Origin of the sequence: Maridesulfovibrio frigidus DSM 17176, assembly GCF_000711735.1 — a bacterium.
Taxonomy (GTDB): Bacteria; Desulfobacterota; Desulfovibrionia; order Desulfovibrionales; family Desulfovibrionaceae; genus Maridesulfovibrio; species Maridesulfovibrio frigidus.
In genome coordinates this window covers 162,699-187,983 of the sequence record NZ_JONL01000001.1, presented here as the reverse complement: position 1 = coordinate 187,983, position 25,285 = coordinate 162,699, and the positions used below count along the sequence as shown (strand labels likewise).

At 41.2% G+C, this 25,285-nt stretch carries 16 protein-coding genes and 2 tRNA genes; 12 read left to right on the top strand and 6 right to left on the bottom strand.

Translation table 11 applies throughout. The annotated features are described in order from the left end of the window. Nucleotides 1-272 precede the first annotated feature (272 nt). From BR06_RS0100905 to BR06_RS0100850, 11 genes are all read left to right on the top strand, one after another. Nucleotides 273-2,099 (top strand): radical SAM protein, encoded by a 1,827-nt coding sequence (locus tag BR06_RS0100905; protein WP_031479205.1) that lies wholly within the window; start codon nt 273-275, stop codon nt 2,097-2,099. A gap of 160 nt (nt 2,100-2,259) precedes the next feature. Beyond that, nucleotides 2,260-3,066, top strand: coding sequence for a protein phosphatase 2C domain-containing protein (locus BR06_RS0100900; protein ID WP_031479203.1), 807 nt, complete (start codon nt 2,260-2,262; stop codon nt 3,064-3,066). 289 nt (nt 3,067-3,355) lie between these two features. Continuing rightward, a complete protein-coding gene (locus BR06_RS0100895) occupies nt 3,356-4,597 on the top strand; it encodes a glycosyltransferase family 4 protein (RefSeq protein WP_031479201.1) in 1,242 nt (413 codons plus the stop codon). 346 nt (nt 4,598-4,943) lie between these two features. Further along, nucleotides 4,944-7,199 (top strand): methyl-accepting chemotaxis protein, encoded by a 2,256-nt coding sequence (locus BR06_RS0100890; RefSeq protein ID WP_031479199.1) that lies wholly within the window; start codon nt 4,944-4,946, stop codon nt 7,197-7,199. A gap of 379 nt (nt 7,200-7,578) precedes the next feature. Further along, complete coding sequence (locus tag BR06_RS0100885) at nt 7,579-9,939, top strand: PAS domain-containing hybrid sensor histidine kinase/response regulator (protein WP_051676852.1); 2,361 nt, start codon at nt 7,579-7,581, stop codon at nt 9,937-9,939. Nucleotides 9,940-10,255: 316 nt separating this feature from the next. Next, a complete protein-coding gene (locus tag BR06_RS0100875; RefSeq protein WP_031479195.1) occupies nt 10,256-11,818 on the top strand; it encodes a DUF4301 family protein in 1,563 nt (520 codons plus the stop codon). A gap of 220 nt (nt 11,819-12,038) precedes the next feature. Continuing rightward, nucleotides 12,039-13,463 carry a [FeFe] hydrogenase H-cluster radical SAM maturase HydG gene (gene hydG, locus BR06_RS0100870; RefSeq protein ID WP_031479193.1) on the top strand — a complete coding sequence of 475 codons (1,425 nt, stop codon included), beginning with the start codon at nt 12,039-12,041 and terminating at the stop codon, nt 13,461-13,463. A gap of 59 nt (nt 13,464-13,522) precedes the next feature. Beyond that, nucleotides 13,523-14,527 (top strand): [FeFe] hydrogenase H-cluster radical SAM maturase HydE, encoded by a 1,005-nt coding sequence (gene hydE / locus BR06_RS0100865; RefSeq protein ID WP_031479191.1) that lies wholly within the window; start codon nt 13,523-13,525, stop codon nt 14,525-14,527. A 90-nt stretch (nt 14,528-14,617) separates the two neighbouring features. Next, nucleotides 14,618-15,820, top strand: a complete 1,203-nt coding sequence (hydF, locus tag BR06_RS0100860; protein WP_031479189.1) for a [FeFe] hydrogenase H-cluster maturation GTPase HydF — start codon at nt 14,618-14,620, stop codon at nt 15,818-15,820. 251 nt (nt 15,821-16,071) lie between these two features. Beyond that, complete coding sequence (ercA, locus tag BR06_RS0100855) at nt 16,072-17,232, top strand: alcohol dehydrogenase-like regulatory protein ErcA (RefSeq protein ID WP_031479187.1); 1,161 nt, start codon at nt 16,072-16,074, stop codon at nt 17,230-17,232. Continuing rightward, on the top strand, nt 17,216-18,889 hold the full coding sequence (locus BR06_RS0100850) for a PAS domain-containing sensor histidine kinase (RefSeq protein WP_031479185.1): 1,674 nt from the start codon (nt 17,216-17,218) through the stop codon (nt 18,887-18,889). The genes ercA and BR06_RS0100850 overlap by 17 nt, the downstream gene beginning before the upstream one ends. Before the next feature lie 5 nt (nt 18,890-18,894). On the opposite strand, the gene BR06_RS0100845 is transcribed toward BR06_RS0100850, so the two are convergent. The 3 genes from BR06_RS0100845 to BR06_RS0100835 all read right to left on the bottom strand — a co-directional run bounded on the left by BR06_RS0100845 (nt 18,895) and on the right by BR06_RS0100835 (nt 22,356). Then, nucleotides 18,895-20,025 (bottom strand): hypothetical protein, encoded by a 1,131-nt coding sequence (locus BR06_RS0100845; RefSeq protein WP_031479184.1) that lies wholly within the window; start codon nt 20,023-20,025, stop codon nt 18,895-18,897. 17 nt (nt 20,026-20,042) lie between these two features. Then, entirely contained in the window at nt 20,043-21,704 is a 1,662-nt protein-coding gene (locus tag BR06_RS0100840) for a Na/Pi cotransporter family protein (protein ID WP_034602704.1), read from the bottom strand. A 178-nt stretch (nt 21,705-21,882) separates the two neighbouring features. Further along, the gene (locus tag BR06_RS0100835) at nt 21,883-22,356 is read right to left on the bottom strand and encodes an OmpH family outer membrane protein (RefSeq protein ID WP_031479180.1); all 474 of its coding nucleotides are present in this window, start codon (nt 22,354-22,356) and stop codon (nt 21,883-21,885) included. 253 nt (nt 22,357-22,609) lie between these two features. Here BR06_RS0100835 and pyk point away from each other — a divergent pair, with 253 nt between their 5' ends. Next, nucleotides 22,610-24,031, top strand: coding sequence for a pyruvate kinase (gene pyk / locus BR06_RS0100830; protein ID WP_031479178.1), 1,422 nt, complete (start codon nt 22,610-22,612; stop codon nt 24,029-24,031). 64 nt (nt 24,032-24,095) lie between these two features. Here pyk and BR06_RS20245 read toward each other — a convergent pair whose 3' ends face one another. The 3 genes from BR06_RS20245 to BR06_RS0100810 form a co-directional block, all read right to left on the bottom strand. Further along, a complete protein-coding gene (locus BR06_RS20245; RefSeq protein WP_235727634.1) occupies nt 24,096-24,605 on the bottom strand; it encodes a cereblon family protein in 510 nt (169 codons plus the stop codon). Nucleotides 24,606-24,669: 64 nt separating this feature from the next. After that, nucleotides 24,670-24,745 (bottom strand) — tRNA-Asn (locus BR06_RS0100820). Between the two features lie 292 nt (nt 24,746-25,037). After that, nucleotides 25,038-25,113 (bottom strand) — tRNA-Asn (locus BR06_RS0100810). Nucleotides 25,114-25,285: the final 172 nt, after the last annotated feature.

The window sequence follows — 25,285 nt, the reverse complement described above, 5'->3', positions numbered from 1 at the left end:
TCCATCTTCAGCTATGACTATGCCAAAAATCTTAATTTTAAATATCTCTAATTTATAATAATTCACGTCGCTTCTAATTTTATTGGTTTATTTTAATAGCCCTGTTTTGAGTTGAAACTCAGAACAGGGCTATTTTTTTATGCTGTAGTTATTAATGGTCACGAAAATGATTAAAAGCGTGAGTGGATGGCTGAAAGTGTTTTTTTATGAGTTATTCGAGAAGCAAAAATTGTAAACAAGGTTGTTGAGATTAGTAAACCGGCGGAGGGCTGATGTTACAGGAATCTAAATATCAAAATGTGTGTTGTCATGTGTGTGAAAATGAATGCAGAATTTCTCAAGGTAGTATTGGCCGCTGCGGACGTTATGAAAACGAAAATGGTATAATATCAGAAATTTACCAGGACAAGTATCTTATTGTTTGCCCGATTAAAATAGAGACTATGCCCATGCTTAACTTCCATCCTGGCGGAAGATTTCTTCAACTTAGCACTGTCGGTTGTAACTTTGATTGTCCGGGATGCATTTCCACTGTCATTGTTAGGGAAATGAACCCGGAAAGCAAAGCCCTTCAGCCTTTATCGCCTGAACAAGTTATCGATAAGGCTATCCAAAATGATTGCAAAGGCATTGCATTTCTGATGAATGATCCCTTGGCTGCATTTGAGACTTTTATTTCCGTTGCGACTTTAGCCAAGTCAAAGGGGTTACTAGTCGGTTGTTCTTCAAACGGTTATTTTTCATTGGAATCCGTGAAGCGTATTTTACCTGTTATCGATTTTATCAATATCGGTATAAAAGGCCTGTCGGAAAAAGATTACCGCGCGTGTTCTGGATTCAAGGGATTCGCGCCTGTCCTGCGAAATATTAAAATGCTGCATGAGGCAGGAGTTCATATCGAGCTTGCTTGTATTCATAAGAAATACAATGGGCCGGAACTGCTTGAGTTGTGCTCTGTTATCAAAAAGATTTCTGCTAAGATTCCCATGCAGGTGATGCGCTTTATTCCTTTGGAAGGGGCTGATCCAGAACAAGAACCTTTGATTAGAGAAACGGAAAGTTTCAGTCAAAAAATGAGAGAATTTTTAGATTATGTTTACGTATTCAATTCACCTGGAACAAAAGAATTAGACAGTTGTTGTTCTAAGTGTGGAGAAACGGTTGTTCATAGAGATTTTTACGGGCCGATGGGTGCAAGGCTATTAAAAATATCTGCAACCAATCTACAGGATATAAAATGTCCAAAATGCGAACACTCCTCGGGTATTTGTGGCAAAGCAGAGGTTACGGATTTCAGGGAAAATGATTTTCAGGGAGGCTACCCTTTTACTCGTGCTCTTGAAATAGTTGAATCTATTTTGATTGCTATAGGTGCTGAAAATAAGTCGGAAGTTGTTCATGTCTGGGAGCATTTGCTGTGCAACAATAAGATGCAGGATCTTCATCATGGTATTCAGCGGGTTGATAAATATCTGGATCTGATCAGGTCTTTTGGCTCACTTATATATCGTGAAAAAGCGGCAAATGAACTGGTCAGTTACCTTGAAGATAAAACCGCTCTTGTAAAACTTGCCTGTTCCAATCAGCCACACCGACCACGAGTTTACTATGTAATGGGTAAGCCACAATTTTGTATTAAAGGGGAGCGTTTTGAAAATAATTTGGTTGAAATATGTAACGGTATAAGCGTTAATAAAGAAATTGAAATATCAGGCCGCCCGGGTATGACTATTGATCAAGAAATAGTTGAAAAATTGAATCCTGAAATAATATTTATTTCAGCCTTTATTTCTAATTCGCCAACGGATTTTTATAATGAATGTGTAGATAAAAATATCCGCATTGACGCTGTTCGCAATAAGCGGATTCACACTGCGCCAATCCCTAGTAGTGATTTTGGTGGTCCCAGATGGATACTAGGGTTGATGAATATTGCCAATGAGATGTATAAAGGAGCCTTCGCTTTTGATATCAGTAAAGAGGCAGAGGCATTCCATAATCGTTTTTATGGAGGAATATTTAATTTGGAAGATGTAAACAGATCCTTCGGTAAGCCTGATAGTACTTGGACGTGGGGGGCGCATAGTATTAGGGATTAAAGCCAGCATCCTTTATATCACTGCCCCTGCACGTACCACCAAGTACTCCAATCGATATCAAACATTCAGATATGTCCGTAGTTTTTATATAGATATTAACAATTGGACTACTATCTCTAATGATTTTATCTTTTTGAAAATTATATCAAAAGAGAAAATTATGCAGATTGAGTCCATATATGAGAAAGGCACCGGAGTCATAAATGAAGACTTTCATTTTATAAATGGAAGTATTTTTGGTGTGCTTGATGGCGCTACTAGTCTTACACCCGTAACATATGAAAAGGGGCTGACTGGTGGTTTTCTTGCTTCAAATATCGCCGGTGAAATCTTCCAAAAAAATGACGATTCACTTCTGACACTTGCTGAAGAAGCTAATTTTGCCATCTGTGAAGCGATGCTTGAGCGTGGCGTCAATGTTGATGAAAAGGGTCATTTATGGTGCGCCAGTGCAGCCGTAGTCAGGCTTGAAGGAGACACTCTTGAATGGGTGCAAATCGGAGATAGTCTTGTTCTCGTAATATATGATGATGGCACACACGAAATAGTTTGTGACAAATCTGAGCAAGACATTGAAACGCTTAAGCAATGGAAAGCTATTGCAGATACAACACACCATCCAATTGCAACGGCTATGAAAGATCAGATTTTCAAAGTCAGGTCACAAATGAATGTTGCATACGGGGTGCTGAGCGGGGAGAAAGATGCTCTTTCTTTTCTTAGTTACGGTAAGAAACAAATAAAGAATATAAGCAACATTCTCATTTTCACTGATGGATTATTTCTACCTAAGAGTGACCCTGAAAGCGGGGAAGATTTTCATTTATTAGCCGAGCTTTTTCTAGAGGGCGGACTTTCACGTGTCCGGGACTACATCAGGCAGATTGAAGAAACTGATATTGCGTGCCGAATATATCCGCGCTTTAAAACTCACGACGATATTGCTGCAATTTCCATCACTCTTTAAAATTTCCCCTTCCACCTCCACACATCAGGGCGTTCACCCTTTTTATATAATGCTTCCAACAAAGCTAATTCTATTGCTATGTTAAATGCCACTTTCGAGTACAGACGTAGGTCTGGCGACGACCTATGGAAGTCTGCTTATCCTACTCGCCGTATTATTAATCTTACTGATTGAATATATCAGGAAAATCTACTGCTAATATATGGTAATTGACACAATGAAGTTCTACATGCAACGTCTCGTGCCAGAGGATTAGGTGGTTTGACTTGAAACGGTAATCGAGGAAGCAATGAAGGTTCTACACATCATCAGCCAGACCCCGGACTTTACGGGTAGTGGTAAATATGTTCTTGAAATGATTGATCAAAGCAAAAAGCAAGGACATGAAAACTTTCTTGTTGCCGGAACAGCCAGTAATTATTCCTTACCCGCCCATGTTCTCAGTCCTGAGCATTGTCGCTTCATCCGATTCGGTCAGGATTTAGCATTTCCCATTGTCGGTATGAGTGACGTAATGCCCTATTCCAGCACCGTATGTTCCCACCTGACGCCAGAACAGATCGAGTTATATAAAGCTGCATTCCGTCGGGAAATAAGACACGTCGTAGAACAATTTTCTCCCGATATTATTCATACTAACCATTTGTGGATGGCATCAGCTGTCACGCGGGAAGCAGCACCTGACATTCCAATGGTCACAACTTGTCACGGCACTTGCCTCCGGCAACACCAGCTGTGTCCAGAACTAGGAAAATCACTCATAGATTCGCTGTCAAAAATAGACAGGGTTATTGCGCTATTTCAGGATCAAAAGGTAGAGATACAAAAACTACTTGGACTTAATGCCAGCAAGGTTGACATAATTAGCGGCGGATTCAATCAGAACAATTTTTATTTTGAAAAGAAACAAACATCTCCACAGACAGTTCAGATTCTGTATGCAGGCAAAATAAACGTCAGCAAGGGCGTTCCGTGGCTCCTTAAGAGTCTTGGTAAAATTAGCAATGAGCGCTTCCATCTCCATCTGGTAGGAGGAGGTAGCGGGTCGGAAATGCAGAGTTGTTTGGAACTAGCAGAATCCTTGGGCGACAAAGTCACGGTGCATGGGATACTCTCTCATGAAAAACTTGGAGCTTTGATGCGCGAGTCCCATCTCTTTGTGATGCCTTCATTTTTCGAAGGGCTACCTTTAGTCTTATTGGAAGCAATGGCTTGCGGATGCAGAATTATCACCACGGACCTGCCGGGTTGCAAACAGCTATTTCACCATCGCCACCGGACCATGGTCCGCATGGTCGAGCTACCTGAGCTTATGACCATAGACCAGCCTTATTCTGAAGACGAAGTGGTGCTAGAAGATATGCTGTCGTCACTTATCGTTCAGGTAATCAAGGAAGTGCAGCAAGGATCGGAGCCAGATATGGAATATATCCATTTCATTACCGAACCGTACACATGGGAAAAAATATTCGCTAAAGTAGAAAGAGTTTATCAGAATGCAGTGACTGAAAACAAGAGTTTCGCTCTCTAGGCGAGTCATAGTCCAAGGATGGGATAAGACGCGCATGATGTGTATGACAGATAATTACCGTTCTCCATTAAAGTATATTGCAGAAGTACCGATAAATATATTTATGTGACGCTTTGCGTGGTTTTTAAAAGTCTAAATTGTAACAATATGATTGTAATAATTATTCGATTAGAGTGATTATATTGCTGCGATCGTCTGCTGATTTTCACAAAATAAAGAGCATCATTTTATCGGTTTTAGGAATATAAAATAATCCTTTCTTATCACTTAATAATAACATAATGTCCCTATATCCGTGGATTAAATATATTAATTAACATTTTTTAAGCAGTACAAAGGTGGTGCCATGAATTTCAAATCGATAAAAACTAAAATTATAATCATGGCTGCATGTTGCCTTGTTGTGTCCGTTGCAGCTTTGATAAGTCTTCAAATTGTGGATCAGAATAAAACCCAAGCTTTTGTTACCGCTGAAGTTGATACACTTATTGAACATGCAACCAAGTCAAACTTACTTGGAATCGCTAAATCCGAAGCTGGAGTGATTCAATCAAAGCTTGAAGTTAACCTTGACACTGCCCGCGCTATTGCCAGTGCATTTAAGACCTTACGTTCAAACCCGCAGGTCACAAGTAGCATTGATTTAAGAACTGTTTTTAGTGACATCCTCCTGACTGTACTTAAAGATAATGATGAATTTCTCGGAGCATACAGTGCATGGGAGCCTAATGGCTTAGATAACAACGATGCGTTATACGCAGGCGTTAAAGGCACTAGCCATGATGATACAGGGCGCTTTGTACCTTACTGGAATAGAGATGAAAGCGGCAAAATAGCCCGCCAAGCACTTGTTGAATTCGATTCAAACGCCAAACATCCCAACGGAATAAGGAAAGGCGGATGGTATCAGTCACCAAGAGAAACCGGACGTGAAAACATTCTCGACCCTTTCCCTTATATAATTCAGGGAAAGCAAGAATGGCTTACCACAATGTCCGTCCCTCTCAAGATAGATGGAAAATTTTATGGGGTTGCAGGAACAGACCTACGACTCAATTTTGTTCAAAAACTTTGCGAAAATGTAGCTAAAGATGTTTACAACGGTAAAGCAACTGTCAAAGTGGTAAGTAATCTCGGCATAATTGTAGCAGATAGCTCCAATCCCGGAAATGTGGGAAAGCCGATTGATCAAACTGATTCCCTTCATGCCGATAAAATTAAGTCCAATGCTAAAAAAGGCGAAACATTTGTCGACCTAGGTACGTCAGGCGGGCTTGTTCAAGTAATGGCTCCTATTGCTCTTGCAAGAACAGGTACACCATGGGCGGTCTTGATTGAAGTTGACCGCGACGTAGTTTATGCAGGTGCTATTTCGCTAAATAAGGTTATGATGGCAAGTGCTTCAGAAAGTTATACCACCGCACTTCTTACTGGTGGTGGAATCGTATTGCTTGCATGTCTTGTTCTTTGGTTCCTTGCTGGAGGCCTTGTAGCCCCTATTAAAAAATCAGTTGCTTATGCGGAAAGCGTCGCCGGTGGTGACTTTGATCAGACGTTAGACATTAAGCAGGCTGATGAAGTCGGAGTGCTGGCTGAAGCTCTTAAGAAAATGGTTGAGAATCTCAAGATAAAAATTGTTGAAGCAGAAGAGAAAAGTAAATCAGCGGAACAAGAAGCTGAAAGAGCAAATGTTGCTGTTGCTGAAGCCAATGAGGCAAAGGAACAAGCATCCAGAGCTGAGCGAGATGGTAAGCTTCAGGCGGCAGGTGAGCTCGAGGAAGTTGTTAGTATTGTGACTTCTGCCTCAGAACAACTTGCAGCGCAAATTGACGAATCAAGCCGAAGCACTGAAGTTCAGTATTCCCAGATCAGCGAAACCGCCACTGCAATGGAAGAAATGAATGCAACGGTTCTTGAAGTAGCTGAAAATGCTTCCAACTCGGCTGAAACAGCCAATCTTACTAAAGACAAAGCTCAGGCTGGTTCAAAGGTCGTGGCTCATGTTCTCACCAGCATGGAAGACCTTCAGGGCCTCGCTCTACAGCTTAAAGAAGATGTAGCAACTCTTGGGAAGGATGCACAGGGAATCGGTCAGGTAATGGAAGTTATCTCCGATATTGCTGATCAAACAAATCTTCTCGCTCTCAATGCAGCAATTGAAGCCGCTAGAGCTGGCGAGGCTGGAAGAGGTTTTGCGGTTGTTGCGGATGAAGTTCGCAAGCTTGCCGAAAAGACAATGACAGCCACACAGGAAGTTGGAAATGCAATCAGCGATATCCAGAAAGGAACACGTACTAATATAGACCATGTCGAAAACGCCGTGGAAAAAATAGATGAAACAGCGAAACTGTCTGCAGAGTCAGGAGAAGCGTTGGATGCAATTGTAAACTTTGTTGACGAAACATCGACGCAGGTACACAGCATCGCGACCGCCTCTGAAGAACAGTCTGCGGCAAGTGAAGAAATAAACAGAGCTTTGACTCAGATAGCTGAGATCTCTTCTGAGACCAAAGTGGCGATGGGAGAGTCTGCTCAAGCCGTTGAAGAGATGTCCAGACAGTCTCAAATTCTGCAAAATCTCATAACTCAGATGAAGAGCTAAATTCATATTATCAGTCATAAAAAAGGGGGCCGGATATCCGGTCCCCTTTTTTTACGTCTTTAAGAAGATCACATCATCAGGTACTGCGCACTAATTTATTGTGATTAATCGAGATATTCGGCGGCGATGATTTTATTCGAAAGAGAAAGATAGTAAAAAGCCATCTATTAGCACTTGTTTTACGCTAATAGATGGCTTTTTGTTTGATTAGAGTTGAGATGCAGATTGTTATGAATGGATTATTCTAAATGATATGTTCATCCAATCCTACTCACGTTATCTGGATCCTTCACCTGCCTATTAAAAAGTTCTCTATAATCTGGACATTTTGGGTGTGTATAGTTTACTTAATAGTACTAACTCTATTATAGGAGTAAAGATGCTCAAGATAGCCACCTCAGCAACGTACTGGATTTTGATTGCGATTTGGACATTTGTCTTATTTTTTTATGTTTCCAGGATTAAAGAATCTAAGAAACACAGCAAGTTAATAAATATACTATTAATAGTTCTTACAATCGATGCATTTAGGACTCTGTTTGAGAGTTTATATTTTGGAGCATGGTATACTTCTCTCTCTGGGATGTTACCGAAGATCATCGGCGAAGTGCTCATGGAGCCTGAGTTTGTTTTCATACCAAAGATTATAAATGTAATTGCCGGTCTTTTGATCGTAAGAATAATATTATTCTATTGGATTCCAGAAGAACATAAAGAAAGAGCAAGAATTAAATCGAAGACCGACACGCTCGAGCAGCAGGTAGCAAAGCGTACGGAAGAGCTGGTAAAAGCCAATGAATTGCTCCGCCAAAGTGAAGAACGTCAGCGGGCTTTGTTCTCCTCCGTGAGTGATCCCGTCTTGGTCGCTGATCGAAATACGGGCATATTAGTGGAGTGTAATGCGGCTGCAGAAAACTTTTTTGGTAAAAGTAGGGAACAGCTAATTGGTATGCCTCAGCATATTCTGCACCCACCTAAAACATCCACGACCAAAAGCGGGGACGAGTATTTTCGTAAATCCGTAGCGACGCCGGGCCTCCTAGAAAATATCCCTTTATTGGCTAAGGGTGATCAGATTCGAATCGCATCGGTGCGAACCAGTTGTTTCGATATACACGATCAGGAGCTAATTCTGGGTGTATTTCATGATGTAACGGAAAAGATTCAGGGTGAAGATGCTTTGAAAAATAGTGAATCGCGTTTTAGGCGGGCCATTGAGCAAGCTCCGTTCCCAATTATGATTCATGCAGATGACGGTCACGTTCTCTCTCTCAGTCGGGCTTGGACAGAGCTTTCGGGTTATTCTCTTGATGATATTCCAACCGTTTATGATTGGACACAAAAGGCGTACGGTTCAAGAACTAAAGAAATCAAAGCGTACATTGATACTCTATACATAACGGATGAACGTAGAGACGAAGGCGAATTTGTTGTTAATTGTAGCAACGGCACTAGAAAGGTTTGGTATTTTTTCTCAGTACCGCTTGGGTCACTCTCAGATGAGCGTAGAACTGTTTTAAGTATGGCTTTTGACCTTACGATTCGTAAGGATTTGGAGGGGGAACTTCTTCAGGCAAAAGAATTTGCTGAATCAGCCAATCAGGCCAAATCCGAATTCCTTGCAAACATGAGCCATGAGATACGAACTCCATTAAATGGAGTACTCGGTATGCTCCAACTTATGGAGATGACTTACTTGGATGAAGAACAGACCGAGTATGTAAGTAATGCCATCAATTCCACTCATCGGTTAACTCGCTTACTTACGGATATTTTGGACATATCCCGCGTGGAAGCAGGGCGAATGCCAATATCTAATGTCACGCTGGATCTAGACGAAATTTTAATTCAATTGGAAGAACTATTCTTACCCCTTTCCAGACAGACTGGAGTTGATCTAATTACTCAGCTTGACCCGCTCATACCCACCCCGATACTCGGGGACTCGATTAGGCTTCAACAGGTTTTAAACAACTTGGTGGGTAACGCTTTTAAGTTCACCGAAGATGGCAATATCACCGTGGATGCATACCCGCTGCCATCTCCCTCGCCAGACAAGTTTAGAGTGTTATTCTCAGTTTCCGATAATGGGCATGGCATTCCAGATGATAAAATGGAAACTCTATTTAAACCTTTTACTCAAGTTAGTTCGGGATTCGCCAGAACGCATGAGGGTGCGGGTTTGGGATTGTCCATTTGTAAGAACCTAGTGAGTCTTATGGGTGGAAGTATGTTTATGGATAGTGAAGTCGGCGTAGGTACAACAGTATATTTTACTATAGTATTTGATCTTTTTAAGGAGGAGGTCTTAACCCTTGGTCTGAGTCCTGTTGAGGATATGGGCGGGATTCCAAGTTTTGAAAAACTGCACATTCTTGTGGTGGAAGATGAGCTTATTAATAGTCTTGTGGCGGCCACACTTTTGAGTAAAAATGGAGCTAAGGTAACTGCCGTTGAGAATGGACACAAAGCCTTAGAGGCATTGCGCCATAGTAAGTTTGACTTAGTGCTAATGGACGTGCAGATGCCTGTAATGAATGGCATAGAAGCAACTAAAGCAATTCGTAACGGCGATACCGGAGCGGAAAATAAAGGTATTCCAATTGTCGCTATGACAGCATTTGCTATGTTGGGAGATCGTGAAAAAATATTGAAAGCAGGTATGGACGGTTACCTCGAGAAACCTTTGGAATTGGCAATGCTTGAAAATGTTATTTATGAGGTAATGAGAGACTCTTAAATCGATACTAGGTTTTAGGCGTAGTCTCTTCCTAAGTATCCCCTCCCTTTTTTTATAGCGTCAGCAATAACTTTATTTTCGGCAGAATGTCCGGAAAAACAGTTGTATTTTTTGACGTGCCTAATTGCATCGTTAAAATTAACAGATTTTTTTTATTCTTTTTTCGTGTCTTAATCATTTTTAACTAACTCCGTATAGAAAATTATGTTATGTGATGATAATCAAGCTATTGTTTGAATCATTGATTTTGCCTATTTATTTTAAGCAAGCGGTATACAATGGTTTATAGTAGTAACTCACAAGGAGGCTGTTAGGTATGTCGACTGAAAAAGAATTCCGTGAAACAGAAAAAAAGTTACAGGATATAATAGGTAGTAGTGTTCCTGCCCGTGTATTGGCTGATCAGTTTATGCGCCTTAAAAAGGGGTTTCAGCCTACTGTTTTAAAGAGGGCTTGTAAGCCAAGCGACGGTATTCTTACTTTATCTGATGAATTGAAGGCTCAATTGCTAGGGAGCTATGAAATAGCCGCGAGCGAAGGTCGTTTCACCAAGTTTGTTCCTTCTTCCGGCGCAGCTACTCGTATGTTTAAATTTCTGCTTGAATTCTTAAAAACAGGACATAAAAATTTTGATTCGGCCACTGATTGTGATGAATCTCACCTTGAAATGGGCCGGACCTTTATCCGTTCACTCTCTAGTTTTGCATTTTATGACGACTTAAAAGATGCACTTAAGCGCGATAACATGAGCCTTGATGAATTGCTTAATCAGGGGGATCATCGCACTATTTTGGAATATTTGCTCACGGAAAAAGGACTCAATTTTTCATATTTTTCAAAAGGGATGATTCCTTTTCATGATGCTGAAGATGGTTCTCGCACTCCTTATGCAGAACATATAGCTGAGGCAATTGAGTATGTGAAAGATAAGGATGGAAAGATTCGTATCCACTTCACGATTTCTCCGACTCGTAAAGAAGCTACTGAAAAACATATTGCGGAAATTTTAAGTAAATTACCAAAATTTAATTTTGATATCACCTATTCTGAGCAATGTCGTAAGACAGATACCATTGCGGTTGATTTAAATAATGAAATCTTCAGGACCGATGACAATAAAGTCCTTTTTAGACCTGCAGGTCACGGCGCTTTGCTTGTAAATTTGAATGAGCTGAATGCTGATCTGGTTTATCTGAAAAACATAGATAATGTGGTCCCAGATAATTTTAGAGCCGATACTATTGAGTATAAAAAGTTCATTGGTGGTCTTTTAGTACAACTTCAAAGTCAAACTTTCGATTGCATTAACAGATTGAGTAATCCGGGTTTAACAGAGTTGGAAGTGGCGGTTACGGCCCTTTTTGCAGTTTCAAAATTGTATATGACATTGCCTGATAATTTTGGCTCAATGCCGCTTTACGGCAAAGCTGATTACTTGATTTCAAGGTTAGATAAGCCTATCAGGGTTTGCGGAATGGTTAAAAATCAGGGCGAGCCGGGCGGAGGTCCATTTTGGATTGTTGGAACCGACGGTTCTGTTTCTCCTCAGATAGTTGAAAAAAGTCAGGTTGATATGAATGATCCTGATCAGGTTGAAATATTAAAATCTTCAACACATTTCAACCCAGTTGATATTGTTTGCGGGCTGCGCAATTATCGCGGAGAGCAATTTGATCTGATGAAATATACTGACCCTGAAACTGGATTCATTTCGTATAAGTCCAAACAAGGGCGAGATCTTAAAGCTTTAGAGCTGCCAGGGCTTTGGAATGGGTCAATGGCGGATTGGATCACTGTCTTTGTTGAGGTTCCTCTCAGCACTTTTTCACCAGTGAAAACCGTTAATGATTTGTTAAAGGATGAGCATCAAAATTCGTAGCTTGTGCTTGTAGTTTGTTCGCGTGATTATATTAAAAGCCTGTCAGGTTATGACGGGCTTTTCTTTTTGCGCAAAAGGTTTCATTATGAACAAAGCAAGTCACGTCGTGATAAATGTAATCGTTGAAGATATTGTTGTTGGTAATTTCATAAAGCATCTAGTTATTAATGGTATATGTCGTTTTTAATGTTATTTTTAGTGAGATATTAAGAGTTAAATTATGAGACAAAATAATAGTTTAAGTAGTTCATTAGAGTCTTTCATCGATGAAGATCTTATTTGGGCTGAAATAGATAAAGCTACTGATCCTGATCCGGTCCTTGTTCGTGAGATTCTTGCCAAGGCAAGGGAGCGAAAAGGGCTTTCTCCTTTTGAGGCGGCTGTATTGCTTAAGAATACGGATAAGGAGCTCGACAATGAACTTTTTTCTGCTGCAATCGAGGTTAAAAAAGGCATTTACGGCAATCGGCTGGTGCTGTTTGCCCCGCTTTATATAACGAATGAATGTGATAACCAGTGTTCGTATTGCGGCTTTAATGCAAAAAATAAAGAGCTAACGCGCCGAACTCTCACAAGTAAAGAAATTGCCGATGAAGTCACGGTTCTTGAAGATCTGGGCCATAAACGGTTGTTGCTTGTTTATGGTGAGCATCCAAAGCTAGATGCCGAGTGGATAGCTCAGACTGTACGCGACGTTTATAATGTAACATCCCGTAAAAGCGGTGAGATCCGCAGAGTAAATATTAACTGTGCTCCGCTTGATGTTGAGGGTTTTAAGACTCTTAATGAGGTGGGCATCGGGACGTATCAGTGTTTTCACGAAACTTATCATCGTGAAACATATGAAAAGGTTCACACCGCAGGCAATAAATCTGATTATTTATGGCGGCTTCATACTATGCACCGTGCGCAAGAGGCGGGCATTGATGATGTGGGTATGGGCGTACTTTTCGGGCTATTTGATCCTGTTTTCGAAGTCATGGGTCTTTTGTATCATGCGCTGCAACTTGAAAAAGACTGTGGAGTGGGCCCGCATACTATATCTTTCCCACGTCTTGAGCCCGCACTAGGCTCAGAAATAGCATTTAATCCTCCATATCTATCCTCTGATCATGATTTCAAGAAAATTGTATCGGTGCTCCGGCTCGTATTTCCATATGCTGGGCTGATTCTTACCACTCGTGAAAGTTCCGAATTACGCGCGGAGTTGCTTGAAGTGGGAGTCACTCAACTTTCTGCTGGATCGCGCACTTATCCGGGAGCCTACAGTGATCCTGAATTTGATCGGCCTGATGTTCAACAATTCTGCGTTGGCGATAGTCGCTCACTTGATGAAGTCATCCAGTCAATTGTTAGTGAGCACGGCTATATTCCGTCATGGTGTACGGCTTGTTATCGTCTTGGGCGTACAGGTAAGCATTTTATGGATCTTGCTAAAACAGGTTTTATCCAGAAATTTTGCCTTCCTAACGGGCTACTGACTTTTAAAGAATATCTGGAAGACTATGGCTCTGATGAAACAAAGATAATAGGTGAAGAGTTCTTACGACAAGAGATTGAAAAATATACTGACCCGAAGCGTAAAAAACTTGTTGAAGATCGTCTTGCACGTATGGAAAAAGGTGAAAGGGATCTTTACATATAGTTTTTTGCTGACGCGATATCAAAATTTTAGACGCTTAATTGGAGCGGGAATTAAAAATAATGCGCGATTTTAGTGAAGATAAAATCTTGGCCTATTTAAACGGCTGCAATGATAACGAGCTTTTTAAACTGGCAGATAAGCTTTGCCGTGCTGAATTTTTGGATCAAGTGTATTTGCGTGCAATTGTAGAATTTTCAAACTTTTGCAATAAAAAATGTAAGTACTGCGGGCTAAGAGCACTAAACTCAGAGATCACGCGTTATCGGCTAGATGATCAGACTATCATAGCAGCGGCAAGTCTTGCTGCATTAAACGGGGCTGGAACAATAGTCTTACAGTCCGGTGATGATTTCAGTTACTCCACAGAGCGGATTGGCGAAATCGTGCGCAACATTAAAAGGCAGCATGATGTCGCTGTGACACTCTCTGTTGGGGATCGCGGAATTGACGAGTATGAATACTGGTTCAGGTGCGGTGCCGACCGTTGCCTGATCAAGCTCGAAACTACCGATCCCGATATTTATCAAGACATTCGGTGCGGAGAAAGTTTTGCCGAGCGGTTGAGGCTAGTGAAAGGGGTGAAGGAAATAGGGTATGAGGTTGGGGCAGGGATTATTACCGGCTTGCCGGGTTACACCCCAGAATCTTTGCTACAGGATATACTTTTTTTAACGAGTCTTGAGCTTGATATGATTGCTGCAGGGCCGTTTATACCGCATCCCGAAACACCTTTTTCCTCCAGTCCTTCAGGTGATACAAATATGGCTTATCGTGTAACTGCATTACTTCGCTTACTTAATCAAAGTGCAAATATTCCAGCTACGTCTGCTTTAGATTCCTTAATTGATGATGGACGAAAAATTGGACTTACAAGAGGGTGTAACGTCATTATGCCATCGGTTACTCCCACTGCGAACCGAGCTGATTACAATATATATCCAGGCAAAAATGCTGTTTCCTTAGATGGTGATAACGGGGTTGTGGAAGCTAAGGATATGATCCGTTCTTTGAATTTAGTTCCATCCGCTTCGAAAGGATTTTCAAATAAAAAAGTTAGTACATAATGGTGTGAGCCTAAAATATTTCTTAAGACAGCGAATTTGGTAATAAACGGGAAAAATAGTAATCGGGCAAAAAGATAAACAGGATAAACAATGTCGAATAAAGCTCCACGTGGAATAAGGCTGGTTATAACCCTTGCTGGAAGGCGTAATACAGGGAAGTCGTCACTGATAAATTCAATTGTCGAGCAAGAGGTAGCAATTGTCTCGGATCATCCGGGAACAACTACGGATGCCGTTGCGAAGCATTACGAATTGCTGCCCTTAGGTCCTGTTACATTCTACGATACCGCAGGCCTTGACGATACCGGTGAGCTTGGCGAGCTGCGCATTAAGGCTACTCAAAAGGTTCTGTGGCGATCCGATGCCGTACTTGTCGTGGTTGGTGAGGAGGGCATTGCTGACTATGAAAAGCAAATTATTGAGAGCGTTCAAGATTTGCAGATACCTTTTTTAGTGGTGTTCAATAAAAATGATTTGCAGGAGCCTTCTGCTTCGGATCTTTCCTTTTGCCGTAAAAACAATATATCATGTCTTTCTGTGTCTGCTAAGCTCGGGGCGAATTTGTCGGCATTAAAAGAAGCCATTATTGATATGGCGCCTGAAGATATGAAACGTGACCCTGTGCTCGCGGGCGATTTATTCAGTGCCGGGGATTTTGTGGTCTGTGTTGTTCCTATAGATTTGTCCGCTCCGAAGGGACGATTAATTCTGCCACAAGTTCAGGTTCTGCGTGAAATACTTGATTGCGATGCGGTAGGTGTTACAGTTAAGGAGCACGATCTAGCTAAGAGTTTGTCCAATTTGAAAGAGAAACCCGCGCTCGTGATCACTGATTCGCAGGTAGTCAAAAGTGTTGCAGAAATTGTTCCTGATGATATTCCTTTAACTACATTTTCAACACTTTTTGCTCGTTATAAAGGCAACTTGCCATTTCTTGTCGAGGGAGCTGAAGCAATAGATACTTTGGAGGATGGCGATACTGTTCTTATAGGTGAAGCATGTTCACACCATGTCATGGACGATGATATTGGGCGCGTTAAAATTCCCAACTGGATTTCGAAATATACAGGTAAAAATATAAATTTTGAAACATACTCCGGACATGATTATCCGGAAGATCTTGAGCGTTTTAAGATAGTTATCCATTGCGGTGCATGCATGTTAAATAGGACTGAAATGTTGCGTAGAATTAACGAGTGTCGCCGTAGAAATGTGCCTATAACAAATTACGGTGTCGCCATATCAAAACTTCAAGGAGTTATGGATAGAATCGTTGCTCCTTTCAAATTGTAAAATATTGTACAGAAGTAAATTTGAACTGAATTCGACGAGTTTTTATTGTAACAAAATATTTGCAACTTGCTAGCCTTGTTTAAGATTCCTTTAAGAGGTTAAATAAAAAAAACGTTTTCATTATGATGAAATGCGCGTAATAATAAGTCCAAGTATTATCCCTATTACAGATATTTTTTGTTTACTTTTAACTTAGTGGGAATTGATATTTTTCAAATATCAAATTTGATCTTTAATTGCCTGGAGGTCATGTGAAACAAGTATTAGAGATGCGTAAATTTGTAGCTCCTGAACTCATCTTCGGTCCAGGATCAGCTTTGCTTGCTGGTCAATATGCTGAAAATTTTGGAGTAAGCAAGGCTCTTATTGTTACTGACCCTAAAATTAAGGATTGTAATTGGGTTATTTCTGTCCGCGAGAGTTTAGAAAAAGCAGGAATTGAAACGTGCACTTTTAGTGATGTCTCAGAAAATCCCAGAGATGTTGAAGTTATGAAGGGTGCTGATTTTTATCGAGATAACCATTGTGACTGTATTGTTGCCGTTGGTGGCGGAAGTCCTATGGACTGTGCGAAAGGTATAGGCATCGTAACCACAAACAATGCTCATATTTTATCTTTTGAAGGAGTTGATAAGGTTGATTCTCCGGGGCCACCTCTGATTTGCATCCCCTCAACTGCGGGCAGTTCGGCGGATGTTTCGCAGTTTGCGATCATAACCGACACTAAGCGAGATGTTAAAATAAGTATTGTCAGTAAGGCGATGGTCCCTGATGCCTCACTTGTCGATCCTATTTTAACGACAACGATGAGTTTGCAACTGACAGCGGCAACCGGCATGGACGCTCTCACACACGCCATAGAAGCGTATGTATCAAACGCGAATTCTGCGATCACAGATCTTTTTGCTCTTGATGCGATAAAGTTGGTAAGTGCAAATTTAGTAGCGACTATTAAAGATCCCACAAATCTTGAACTTCGCGGTTTGGTCATGCTTGGGAGTATGGAAGCTGGGCTTGCTTTTTCCAACGCAATTCTTGGTGCTGTTCACGCAATGGCACATAGTCTTGGAGGGCATTTGGATCTTCCGCATGGTGAGTGCAACGCAATATTGCTTCCTTACGTAATTCAAGTAAATTTTCCATTTGCAGAAAGCAGATACACTGAAATTGCCAAATCCATGGGGATTTCTGTTGATGGCATGACTTCTGAACAGGTGTGCCAGAGTCTTGTAGATACGATTATAGAACTCAGGGCCAATGCTGGAATAACAAAAAGTTTAAAGGATTTCGGACTTAATAAAAAAGATATTCCTAAGCTCGCAGAATTGGCTTTACAGGACGCCTGTATGGTTACGAATCCAGTTGAATTAAGCAATAAGGATGTAGAGAATATATATGAAGCGGCGTTCTAAGTCTGATAGCAATGAAAATGTTCGCACCAAGCTCATCGGGCTTGGTGAGAACTCTATGCGTAAGAGTTATTATCCTGAATTGCGTGTTCGGGTTAATGAACTTGAGCGTTTTAGAGCATTGGTTGAGCACGCGAATGATGCTCTTTTTGTTCTTGATGGCTTTGCTTGGGATTTTGCGGATATTAATGCCACAGCTCTAAAAATTACCAATTATACGCGCGAAGAACTTATTGAAAGTTCCCCTGAGATGATTTTTCCTAAGTCAACTTGTGTACTCTTGCGTGGTCTAGTTGCTGAAAATAAGAATAAGATTTTGCGCGATGAAGAGGGACTATACACAACTGAATTGTTAGTTAAAGGGGGAGGCACAGTCCCCGTAGAAATGACAATGAGAGTTCTTTTGGTTGGGGGAAGTCTCTATATTGTAATGGTTGCTCGCGATGTTACGCGTCGCCTTGCAGATCAGATGGAGTTGCAAAAGACTCGTAATTATCTCGGTAATGTTATTAACTCTATGCAGTCTATACTTGTGGGCGTTGATGAGAAGTTAAACGTTGTTCTTTGGAATTCGTCAGCAGTGAAGGAAACCGGAGTAGCTGAGACCAAGGCATTGGGTAACTATCTCTTTGATGTTCTGCCCGAGCTTACAAAATTTAAAAAGTTAATTGATATAACCATCTTAAGTGATAAATCAGGAGGAACTGAAATTTTCCCTTTTGAGCATGACGGAGAAACTGTTTTTTATGAAATTACAGTTTTTCCGTTTAAGGGGGAGGTGGAAGGTGATTCTGGTGCGGTTATCAGAATAGATGACATCACAGCCCGTACAAGAATGGAAGAGGTGATGGTTCAGACCGAGAAAATGATGACTGTGGGTGGACTTGCAGCTGGAATGGCGCATGAAATTAATAATCCTCTGGGAGGTATCCTGCAGGGAAGCCAAAATTTATTGCGCAGACTTTCATTCGAATTCGAAAAAAATCATACTGTAGCCAAAGAATGCGGGACTACTTTTGAGGCTATTCATGAATATTGTGAAAAGCGCGGGATCATGTCTAAAGTTGCGTCTATTCAGGAACTGGGAAAACGCTCTGCCCGTATTGTAGCAAATATGCTTCAATTCAGCCGTCAGACTGGCGGAGATCAGTTTTGTACAAGCCTTGTTAATGTTATAGAAGACGCAATTGAACTTGCTTCCAGTGGCTATGATGTTTACCGAAAAGAAGGAAGCAAAAGCGTAGAAATAGTTCGAGACTTTGACCTTGATGTCCCCGATGTTTATTGTGCCCCGTCAGAAATTGAGCAAGTTCTGATAAATCTTATAAAGAATTCTGTTCAGGCGATTCTTTCCTCACGGGAAGAAGGAGAGACAAAGGGCGGAAAGATTTATGTCAGAGTTGGAACTGATGGTAACGACGTAAGGCTCGAAGTCGAAGACAACGGCCCCGGCATGGATGTAGAAACTAAAAAGAAAGCCATGGAACCGTTTTTCACGACAAAGGAACATGGCGTTGGGACTGGGCTAGGTCTTTTTGTCTCGTATTTTATCATTACTCAGAAACACAAAGGGTCTTTCATTATAGAAACCAGCCCAATGCTTGGAACGACTATCATCATCAAGCTTCCTATTGCTAATAATTGCAAAAAGGAATCTTAAATTATCTAAATATTTTTTTGGATAGCATCAGCCCTTTTTACCATTTGTCCTGCCAGCTTCGATAAAATTTTGCTTCCAGACAGAATTGAATCAACCCTACTCTCATCGGAATTTACTCTCCTAAAAACCCACTGCGCAATGTAGAATGCATCGGCCGGTTTGTCGCAGGGTCCCGTGCAGAATGTATTGATTTTATCGGTAATTCCATCCTTTATTTTTTCTCTTACCATGATGGCGTCTTTTAAAATTTCACCGGCATGAGTTGTCTTGTTTCTAGACACGACAGTTTGAGATAAATTTGATTCTGCAAGTGTTTCCTGGAAAATGCTGTTAGCATCTTCTACTCTATTTTCTGCTTTAATATAGCCGTTCATGGCCTGAATAAGGTCTGGGTTTTGTGCAATGGCAGTAAGCACTGCCGATGCGTGGCGCAGAGGAGCTGCGCTTACTCTGAACATTTCTGCGCGTTCTTTTGCCGTTAGGGATCGAAGTTCAGTTCCACGTCCTTCAATGGCGAAGTTTTTTTCAGCAGTGATTCCTTTTTCTTCAATAATATCGAGCAGTATTCCGTGGTAGTTCGAATATGATTTTGTCAAAACTTCAGGTGCAAGGAGTGTTTCCCAAATGGTTTTTCGTGCTGAAATAAGGTTGTCAGCATTTGGCATAAGACCCATTAAATTAAGTCCGAAGTGAGTATTAATGCCTTTAAATGTCGCTGAACTGTAGCCTGCCGCAGGAGTAAAGGGCATGGACCCTGCCGGCTGGTAATTGTTTGCAATATATTCAGCAAGATTGTTTATAAAAACATCTGTTATGATGTCATGCTTTATTTTTTTAGTGATCTTAGCAACAGCCGAAGCGTTGCTCTCTGATTTTTTTTCAGCTTTGGGAGCAGTTGTCTGATTTTTAGTTAGGTCAGAATCCTTTGTGGTGGCCGGAGTCGCGGTTGGGCTTTGGACTACTTTCGAAACTATTGGAAGCCTGCCACTTGATCCTTCTTCATGAATCCATGCCGGGGCTTCGACTTTTTCATCATCTTTTTTCTCTGTGTCTTTATTAATAAAGAAAACAAGTGCAGCCGCAGAAATAACGAAAACAGCGGCAAATATGATAATGGGAAGTTTGAATTTATTCATTTGTGTACTCCAGTCTATTACCAGTGACGGTTCCATGCAAATTTTACTGCCCCGGTTCCAGGGCAGCATGCTCTGGAGTTGGGGTTCATTGCCGCAAGATAAATTGATCCTTTGGCGGATTGTTTAGCAATTCTTCTTATTTTTGAGAAAAGTTCTAATTGATCGACCATTTCCGGCACTTGCAGGTCTCCGATTCCACCTGCAGAAAGAAGTCTGGCCTTAAGGTCGTGATAAGCTGATAGCATGTCTGCTATCATGTTGTCGATTTGGCAAAATTCCGCAGTACATGGGTGTTCTGCGGTATTTAATACTCCAAGGCAAGAACTTAAAAATACTGAAACAAGGTCTGAATCAGATCCTAAGGACTCCATGTTCGGCATTATTTTCTTTTTCGCTAGAGACTCGCATAGCGAGCCTGATGTCCGGTGATATTGTAAAATACGCAACGCTGTAGCTATCTGCTGAGCTTGTATCTCTGTCAGAGGCTGGCCTTGCATTTTTGCGCAAAACTCTCTTGAAGTTTCTATCAAATTATCAAGGGAGCCTTTATCTGAAGCGAGAGCTGCATAATTAAAATTTGAATTAAGCCCATTTCTTACAATTGAGCGTGTATGAATTCCGATGCGGGCAAGCTCAAGATTAAGTGCGTCGATGGCAAGAGATGGAGTAGACACCACATTTTTATCCAGATATTTGGGGCGACCTTTTTTGTCACCATTTTGACCAATTTTACTCTCCAGAAATGTTACAAGACGTTCAGTAAAAGGCCACAAACACATCACGCCCACAACATTAAATACCGTGTGGAATATAGCCAAAACAAGAGCAGGTTCTTTCGAGATTCCAACACTCTCAGTAAAGAGCACGATTCCCTTCAATAGCAGTGGAAGAGTAAGCAAAGCTATCAGGGCTGTGACAGTATTAAAGATGATGTGGCCTACAGCAACTCTTTTGGCGTTCACAGTTGCCCCCATTACCGAAAGGGCGGCAGTGGAAGTTGTGCCTATATTTGTACCGATAACAGCTGCTGCACCTTGGTCCAAGTCCATGAGCCCTGAAATTGTAGCAGTTAAAACCAACGCCATGGCCGCGCTTGAACTTTGCATCAGCAGGGTAAGAATAAGCCCTATTCCAATAAAAATGGGGAGGGAGAGTATACCGGCTCCTGCAAATGCGGAGAGGTCTAATGCGGATTCAATCCCGTCAAACGAATGTTGTAGTGTGGATATGCCAAGAAAAAAAAGTCCGAATCCAGCAAGTGCATCACCGAAATGAACCCGCTTGGAAATAGCTCCTGTTAGCCTGAGGATTGCGCCAGCCGCAATGAGGGGCAATGCCAGTCCCTTTATGTTAATACTGAATCCCGCTGCCGCGACAATCCAGCCTGTGACTGTTGTTCCTATATTGCTACCGTAAATTACGCCTATGGACTGTGTAAGTGTTATCAGCCCCGCATTCACGAATCCGATTACTGCAACTGTTACTGCGCTTGAAGATTGAACTAGTGCAGTTATAAAAAATCCTGAAAAAAGTCCGCGACCTGGGCTTTTGGTCCATTCTCCCAAGATACGGCGCAGTGAATGTCCAGCGGCTTGGCGAAGTCCCTGCGTCATGAGGCGCATCCCGATAAGAAAGAGGCCAAGCCCTCCAAAAAGATTTGCAAGAAGCGTAAATGTCATGTTTCGTATTTATGTATGAGGTTGAATTGTAAAATTAATAATCAGATAATCTACTGAGAAGGCGGAAAAAGCAAGGGGCATAAGCTATTTATTATACCAGTTTAAATAAAAACCCCCTCTCGCAATAATTGCGAGAGGGGGTTTTGGTATCCAATTAACTTTGAAAGTTTTAAAACTGTTAAGGCGTAACTTTTATGTTCATCTTGTTCATTTCTTCAATGATAGCAGCTGTAATGTCTGCTTCTTTATCATAGCTGATAGCTGATTCCATTGAAAGAACTGCGGATAAACCTTTTTCTGCACGGTATTTATCAACTGCTGTGGTGAATCCTGCGTTCAAAGCTTCGACTATGCGAGTCTGCTCTGCGCCCATTTTAGCCTGGTATTCGCCGAGAGCTTCCTGGAATTTGCGAGCATTATCTTCAGTCTGGTTGCCTGCAAGTTCTTTCTGCATTTCAGTAAAAGTAGACTGAAAGGTTTCGCTGGCATTCTTAAGGTATTCCATGCCTTCAGCTCCGGCCTTACACTCTTTGAATACAACATTTGTATCTACAACACCAATTTTAGCTCCAGCAGATTCATCTTGTTGACAGCCGAATAGAAAAGCTGAAAGAGTAATAAGTGCGACTAATGTAAGTATTTTTTTAAACATAATGTTCTCCAATGTTAGATTTTTAGATTAGGTCTGTTTGAACAGACAAAGAGATCATTAAACCGAAAAAAGTGTGGTTGGCAAGAAATCGATGCGAAAAATTAACATGGTAGACATTTTTTTATTATGAGTTAAAGTATTTGATATCTTATTCAAGGGCGATATCGCCGTTTATGCAAAATGTAAAAAAACAATTATATAGTGTTATGAGCAGTTTGTGCTTTGTAATATGTAAAACCGTGAGGACATGAATATGAGAACTAAAGTAATCGCTACATTAGGTCCGGCCTCTGCAAATATTGAAACTATTCGCAAAATGGTTCTTAATGGAGTTAGAATTTTGCGTCTTAACTTTTCTCATTCAAATGCAGAAAATTTTCGTCCGGTTATAAAAATGATTCGTGAAGTTGAAAAAGAGCTTTCAATTTCGCTGACCACCATGGGCGATCTGTGCGGTCCTAAAATCAGAGTCGGCGAGATCAAGGGTGCTCCGTATGAAATAACTAAATACACCAATGTTTATCTGGGTATGCCAGAGGAGAGTGATAAATACACAGATTGTCCCTTTATTCCACTTGATCAGCCTGAATTGCTTCATGGTCTTGTAGATGGAATGCTGGTTTCTCTCAGTGACGGAATCTTACAGTTTATTGTAACCGAGACCATTGAGAAGGATAAACTGTACAAGCTTGAAGTTCAGAACTCCGGTATTTTGTCGTCTCGTAAAGGAATTGCATTCCCCGGTAAAAATCTCGCGCTTGCTGCTTTCACTGAGAAAGATAAGGTAGATCTCGCTGAAGGTATTGAAATAGGTGTTGATTCATTTGCAATGTCGTTTGTTCAGACAGCAAAAGATGTTGAAGATGTAAAAGCTGAAATGCAGAAGCGTGGAGTCTGGCTCCCTGTTATAGCTAAAATTGAACGGCAGAATGCTGTTGAAAATATCGAGTCTATTTTAAAAGTTGCCGATGCAATCATGGTTGCGCGTGGAGATTTGGGACTTGAGTGTAAATTGTCGTTGGTGCCGGTTATTCAGAAAAGGTTGATCCGTGCTTGTCGCCATGCTCAGAAGCCTGTGATTGTTGCTACTCAGATGATGCTTTCTATGGTTAAGAATCCTATTCCGACCCGCGCAGAAGCCAATGATGTCGCAAATGCGATTATGGATGGGGCAGATTGCTGTATGCTTTCAGAGGAAACCGCAATTGGTGATTATCCGGCTGAAGCTGTCGGTTTCATAAAGGAAATAGCAGAAGCTACTGAGCCATATTACTTCGAAAGGATTGACGGTCCATATAAGCCTAAAAAAGAAACAAATCCTATTAAGTACCTTAGTTATTCAGCCTGCTTACTAGCAGATAATATTGATAGTCCTGCTATACTTTGTCACTCAAACAGCGGCGAGTCTGCTAGGGTTATTTGCAGTCGTAGGCCGAAACAACAGGTTCATTGTCTGACACCTGATAAAAGTGTCCCCGCTTACTTGAACTTCTTCTGGGGTATGACTCCGGTGGTCACGGATGCCAGCGTTTGTGAGCATAGAGTGCGCCTTGAAATGTATTTGGAAGGCAACATCGCATTTCCGCGTGGTAAGGGGTATATCCTTGTTTCTGGACAGCCTACACCGGGCCAGACTGAATCTAGGACCAATGAAATTAAGTTGTATTACAAATAGATTAGAAAGATTTTAAAGGTAGTTATAAGGCCACTCTGAACCGCTTGGGTTCGGGGTGGCTTTTTTATTGGGATGAGTTTTGGATATTGTCTTTTATGATTCCATAGAAAGAGTCATATTCTGAAACAAACGCCCATCCAAGATGGCAAAGGCATTTGCCACATATTGCAATTTGCCAGCGATAGCCTGAAAACCATGAGAAATCAGAATAATTATTTCCAGAGGGAAGACAGCCCGGTGCCTTAGAAAAACATTTGAGTTGAAATATGTAGCCATGCGGGTTGAAAAAGGCGTGTTCGTGTGATCCATTTTTAGATATGGCGAAGGAGCTGTTGGTTATCTGGTGTTTGCATTTTTTGCATAGAATATTTTGTTTGGGATCATGTGGTGCGCGTTGAGTAGTATTTTGAGGGGCGTCACCTGAGATTATATTAGTGTCTGGAACTGTTTTAAGTAATGCGAAGTTCGTAGCGAGCATGTGGGGTGTAGTGTTCTGTTTGTACATGTATTGTATGTACATGCCGGAAGAGAGTATGAAAAGGGGAGAGTAATGCGTGGTGTGATTTTGGTGCATGATAGGATCTTGCTCAAAAAACAGAAAAGGCTACTTTCTTAACGAAAGTAGCCTTATATAATTCTGGCTCCCCGGGAGGGACTTGAACCCCCAACCTAGTGATTAACAGTCACCCGCTCTGCCGATTGAGCCACCGAGGAAGATACTTGCTGAACAGTTTCCCGTTGCAACGAAGAGATAACTACGGAGTTGCCCCGAAGATGTCAAACATTATCTGCACTTAAAATGAATTTAATTAAAAAAAGTATGAAATTAGCTATATTTAATGATAGGGAGAAAACGGAACGATTTTAAGGAAAAAGAGGAAAAAAGGATTGCTGGTGTTTGGTATAAATGGATGAAAAATAGAAAAGGAAAATTACTTGCGCTTAACGCAAATGCTTGAAAAACAGAAAAGGCTACTTTCTTGACGAAAGTAGCCTTATAAAATTCTGGCTCCCCGGGAGGGACTTGAACCCCCAACCTAGTGATTAACAGTCACCCGCTCTGCCGATTGAGCCACCGAGGAATAAACTTGCTGAGAAGTTGTCTCAAGCAACGAGATTGGGTTTTACGTATTTGCCTTAGATATGTCAAACGTTTTTTTTTAAAAAAATTAGTCCGCGTAGTAGGGCTATAAAACATGTACTTTCTTGACGACAAAGGGTATTTAGCTTAGGCAAACAACGGATCTCGTATTT

What these genes read in the sequence shown, in the direction of transcription:
- BR06_RS0100905 (WP_031479205.1), top strand. Translation starts at nt 273, where the DNA reads ATGTTACAGGAATCTAAATATCAAAATGTGTGTTGTCATGTGTGTGAA.
- BR06_RS0100900 (WP_031479203.1), top strand. Translation starts at nt 2,260, where the DNA reads ATGCAGATTGAGTCCATATATGAGAAAGGCACCGGAGTCATAAATGAA.
- BR06_RS0100895 (WP_031479201.1), top strand. Translation starts at nt 3,356, where the DNA reads ATGAAGGTTCTACACATCATCAGCCAGACCCCGGACTTTACGGGTAGT.
- BR06_RS0100890 (WP_031479199.1), top strand. Translation starts at nt 4,944, where the DNA reads ATGAATTTCAAATCGATAAAAACTAAAATTATAATCATGGCTGCATGT.
- BR06_RS0100885 (WP_051676852.1), top strand. Translation starts at nt 7,579, where the DNA reads ATGCTCAAGATAGCCACCTCAGCAACGTACTGGATTTTGATTGCGATT.
- BR06_RS0100875 (WP_031479195.1), top strand. Translation starts at nt 10,256, where the DNA reads ATGTCGACTGAAAAAGAATTCCGTGAAACAGAAAAAAAGTTACAGGAT.
- hydG (WP_031479193.1), top strand. Translation starts at nt 12,039, where the DNA reads ATGAGACAAAATAATAGTTTAAGTAGTTCATTAGAGTCTTTCATCGAT.
- hydE (WP_031479191.1), top strand. Translation starts at nt 13,523, where the DNA reads ATGCGCGATTTTAGTGAAGATAAAATCTTGGCCTATTTAAACGGCTGC.
- hydF (WP_031479189.1), top strand. Translation starts at nt 14,618, where the DNA reads ATGTCGAATAAAGCTCCACGTGGAATAAGGCTGGTTATAACCCTTGCT.
- BR06_RS0100850 (WP_031479185.1), top strand. Translation starts at nt 17,216, where the DNA reads ATGAAGCGGCGTTCTAAGTCTGATAGCAATGAAAATGTTCGCACCAAG.
- BR06_RS0100845 (WP_031479184.1), bottom strand. Translation starts at nt 20,025, where the DNA reads ATGAATAAATTCAAACTTCCCATTATCATATTTGCCGCTGTTTTCGTT.
- BR06_RS0100840 (WP_034602704.1), bottom strand. Translation starts at nt 21,704, where the DNA reads ATGACATTTACGCTTCTTGCAAATCTTTTTGGAGGGCTTGGCCTCTTT.
- BR06_RS0100835 (WP_031479180.1), bottom strand. Translation starts at nt 22,356, where the DNA reads ATGTTTAAAAAAATACTTACATTAGTCGCACTTATTACTCTTTCAGCT.
- pyk (WP_031479178.1), top strand. Translation starts at nt 22,610, where the DNA reads ATGAGAACTAAAGTAATCGCTACATTAGGTCCGGCCTCTGCAAATATT.
- BR06_RS20245 (WP_235727634.1), bottom strand. Translation starts at nt 24,605, where the DNA reads ATGCACCAAAATCACACCACGCATTACTCTCCCCTTTTCATACTCTCT.